Source organism: Nocardioides sp., from assembly GCF_024509035.1.
In the GTDB taxonomy this organism is placed as follows: Bacteria; Actinomycetota; Actinomycetes; order Propionibacteriales; family Nocardioidaceae; genus Nocardioides.
Genome location: NZ_JANINT010000201.1, coordinates 1 through 3,836, shown reverse-complemented (window position 1 = coordinate 3,836; position 3,836 = coordinate 1). Strand labels below are relative to the sequence as shown.

The 3,836-nt window shown below is 72.4% G+C and carries 4 protein-coding genes; 1 reads left to right on the top strand and 3 read right to left on the bottom strand.

The window, feature by feature from the left end:
• The coding region (locus Q0L15_RS14890) for a DUF2332 family protein (RefSeq protein ID WP_296605236.1) at positions 1-446 on the bottom strand (446 nt) is incomplete at its 3' end.
• Between the two features lie 127 nt (positions 447-573).
• On the opposite strand from Q0L15_RS14890, the gene Q0L15_RS14885 reads away from it, so the two are divergent.
• The gene (locus Q0L15_RS14885) at positions 574-1,575 is read left to right on the top strand and encodes a hypothetical protein (protein WP_296605235.1); all 1,002 of its coding nucleotides are present in this window, start codon (positions 574-576) and stop codon (positions 1,573-1,575) included.
• A 15-nt stretch (positions 1,576-1,590) separates the two neighbouring features.
• Here Q0L15_RS14885 and Q0L15_RS14880 read toward each other — a convergent pair whose 3' ends face one another.
• Positions 1,591-3,048, bottom strand: coding sequence for an NAD-dependent succinate-semialdehyde dehydrogenase (locus Q0L15_RS14880; protein WP_296605234.1), 1,458 nt, complete (start codon positions 3,046-3,048; stop codon positions 1,591-1,593).
• A 308-nt stretch (positions 3,049-3,356) separates the two neighbouring features.
• The coding region (locus Q0L15_RS14875; RefSeq protein WP_366939580.1) for a pre-peptidase C-terminal domain-containing protein at positions 3,357-3,836 on the bottom strand (480 nt) is incomplete at its 5' end.

Below are 3,836 nucleotides of genomic sequence, written 5' to 3'. Positions count from 1 at the left end.
CCCGCCCGGCGTACGCCGTCGGCGGTCCGCCACGCGTAGCGGTAGCGATCGGGATAGAGGCAGAGCCCGGCGCTGGCCCCCACCTCGAGCAGCGCGATCGGACCGGCGCCGGCGGCCAGGGCGAAGGCCGGGACCAGCGTGGCCAGCCGTCCCGCCTCGTTGGTCTGCGTCGCGCGCTCGAGGATCGTGGTCCGGATCGCGCCGTCGTCGCCGAGCAGCGCCGCACGGAGCCCGGCGTAGGGCCCTGGGGCCGTCACGCCGTGCCACCGCGCCGCCGCGAAGACCAGGTTGGGCTGACGCTTGGGAACCGGCAGGGTCTCGAGCCAGGCCAGCACGTCGCGGTCCGTCGTCGCCCGGCTCGCCCAGTCGGCGAAGCACGGCGACGTCTCCGCGGCATCCCGGGCGAACTCGGCGTACTGGGTCACGGTGTCCTCGAAGACGTCCACCGGCCCATCATCACCGGCGCATCCCCGGCCCATCACCGGCGCATCACCGGTGAGGTGGACCACGCCAGCAGGCGCATCCTGCGGGGTTCCGGCCCGGACGGCGGCGCGATCGGTCACCATGCTGGTCATGGGTACCTTCGGGGGGCGAAGGGCGGTGGCGCGCGCCTCCGCCCTGGTCGCGATCCCCGTCGCGCTCAGCGTGGTGCTCTCCGCCGGCGTGCTGACCGGCTGCACCCGCGCGCTCGACCAGGCCCACAGCATCCAGACGAAGCTGGGCCGCATCAACGAGGTCGGTGATGCGACCGTCACCACCCCCAGCGACGACCGGGCGCCCGCGATCACGGTGAGCTACACCGGCGTCGGGAGCGACCGCGAGCTGGCTCGGCTGCTCACCGCGATCGACCGGGTCGCCGACGAGGCCGACTACCCGCCGTACCGCCTCCATCTCGGGGCCGCCGACTCGCCGGGCGACACCCTCGTCGTCGACGACACCTTCATCGGCAGCGAGGCCGAGCCGACGGTGCTCACGACGTGGCGGCGGGTGACCGGCGCGTTGCTCGGCGACGTCACCTACTCCTACCAGCCGGGCAACGAGACGATCAGCGTCGAGTCCGGTCCCGCGGTCGCCCACGACGTGGGCGAGGCGAGCCGGGTCGGCTACGGCTTCCACGACACGACGTGGACGTTCCGCGCCGAGGGCACCACGTTCGTCGTCTCCGGCCGGATCTCGCCCACCGACGTGGTGCTGTTCCAGGCCGTGCAGCGCTCGGTGTCCTCGGAGTCGCTGCCCACTCCCGCCCGGACGTGGCGGCTCGAGCGGCGCACCGACCACGTCCTGCTCGACCTCGACGTCAGCCTGCCGGGACCCGTCGCCCCGGAGCGGCTCACGATCGCGCGGTACGGCGACGACGTCGGGCGGCTCGTGCAGGCGGCTCTCGGCGCCGTCCGCGCCGAGGGCCTACCCGTGTGGCTGCGCCTGCACCACCACGCCGACCCGGACGACCCGAGCTCCCCCGACGACGTGTTCGCCTACTGGGTGTCGGGCCAGCAGCCGGTGCGTGGGCGCGACCGGCTCATGCGCGGGTGGGACCAGTGGCTGGCCGCGCTCGCTCGCTCGACGGGGTCGTGAGGGGTAACGGAACGGCTAGCCCGCAGGCAGCGCGACGTACGTCGTCTCGAGGTACTCCTCGATGCCCTCGAACCCACCCTCGCGACCGAACCCGCTCGACTTCACGCCACCGAACGGCGCCGCGGGGTTGGAGATCAGCCCGGTGTTGACCCCGACCATGCCGAACTCGAGCGCCTCGGCCAGCCGGATCGTGCGGGACAGGTCGCGGGTGTAGACGTAGGACGCCAGGCCGTACTCGGTGTCGTTGGCCATCCGGATCGCGTCGGCCTCGTCCTCGAACGTGCTGATCGGGGCGACCGGGCCGAAGATCTCCTGGACGTTGATCTCGGCGTCGACCGGGACGTCGAGCAGCACGGTCGGCGCGTAGAAGTAGCCGGGCCCGTCGGGGGCCTGGCCGCCGCACACGACCCTGGCGCCGTCGTGGACCGCGTCGGTCACCAGCTGGCTGACGGTCTCGACCGCGCGCTCGTCGATCAGCGGGCCGACGTCGACGCCGTCGTCCTGGCCGCGGCCGACCGTGAGCCCGCCCATCCGCTTGCCGAGCTTGTCGGCGAACTCCTGCGCGACCGAGGAGTGCACCAGGAAGCGGTTGGCGGCCGTGCAGGCCTCGCCCATGTTGCGCATCTTCGCGATCATCGCGCCGTCGACGGCGGCGTCGACGTCGGCGTCCTCGAAGACGAGGAACGGCGCGTTGCCACCCAGCTCCATGCTCAGCCGCTGCAGCTGGTCGGCCGACTGACGCACCAGCACCTTCCCGACGCCGGTGGAGCCGGTGAAGCTGACCTTGCGCAGCCGGTCGTCGGCCTGGAGCGTCTCGCTGAACTCGCCGGTGTGGCTGGTCGTCACCACGTTGAGCACCCCTCCGGGCAGGCCGGCCTCCTCGAGCACCGCCGCCAGGGCGAGCATCGTCAGCGGGGTCTGGCTGGCGGGCTTGACGACCATCGTGCAGCCGGCGGCGATCGCGGGGCCGATCTTGCGGGTGCCCATCGCCAGCGGGAAGTTCCACGGCGTGATGAACAGGCACGGACCGACCGGCTTCTTGATCGTCAGCAGCCGGCTGCCGCCGCCCGGCGCCTGCATCCAGCGACCGTGGATGCGCACGGCCTCCTCGGCGTACCACCGGAAGAACTCCGCACCGTAGGTCACCTCGCCCCGGGCCTCGGCGACCGTCTTGCCCATCTCGAGGCTCATCAGGTGGGCGAACGCGTCGGCCCGTTCCGTGACGAGCTCGAAGGCGCGGCGCAGGATCTCCCCGCGCTCGCGCGGCGGCGTCGTCGCCCAGGACGCCTGGGCGGCCACAGCGGCGTCGAGCGCCTCGACCGCGTCGGCCACCGATCCGTCCGCGACGTCGGTGAGGACCGAGCCGTCGGCCGGGTCAACGACGTCCAGGCGCTTGCCGGCCTCGGCCTCGCGCCAGCTGCCACCGATGAAGAGGCCCCGCTGCTCGGGGCCGAGGAGGTCCAGTCCGTTCATGGCCCCAGCCTTGCACTCCGGTGTTCGATCGCGTCGCCACGACGCGGATCTCGTGGCGCGCCGAGACCCTCCCGGCACCTTGAGGCAAACCGCTGACAGGCCGACGGGGCCGTGACACCCTGGATCCGTCGACTTCGGAGGGAGCACTCGAGTTGTCGGCAAGAACCCCTTGCTGACCCCATGCAGCGAGGGGTTCACCCTTTGTCCGCCGGCCCGGAGCACCCCCTCGCATCGCGGCCGGTGACACGGGGGCGGGGGCCCCGGCACCGCCGAGGCCCCCGCGCACCACAAGCGTCCCGTCAAGACGTTCAGGGCACGTCGTACTTCAGCGTGAACGAGCCGGAGCCCGAGTAGGCGTAGACGTCCCACCGGTAGGTGCCCGCGGTCGCCGAGTAGGCGATGCTCTCGGTCGAGGTGGACGTCTCGCTCGCCGCGACGTCGACCCAGCTGCCGCTGCTGTTCTTCTTCTGCAGGTACAGGTCGAGGTCGGTGCCGCTCGGCCCGGTCAGGCAGCCGTTGATCGCACCCGACGTGGTGACCGAGAACCCGGTCGAGGACGGCTTGTACGTCGAGTAGCCCGACGTGGCGCTGCCGGTGGCCGTGACCTCGGTGCAGGTGCCACCCCCACCGCCGCCGGTCGAGCCGCAGGTCGGCTCACCGGACTGGGCCGGGACGGAGACGGCGTCCCACGCGGACCTGACCCGGTTGAACGTCGTGCAGTCGGTGCTGCCGTAGAGGTTCTTGGCCGCGGTCAGCGAGGCGATGCGGGCCTTGCCGTGGGTCCAGTA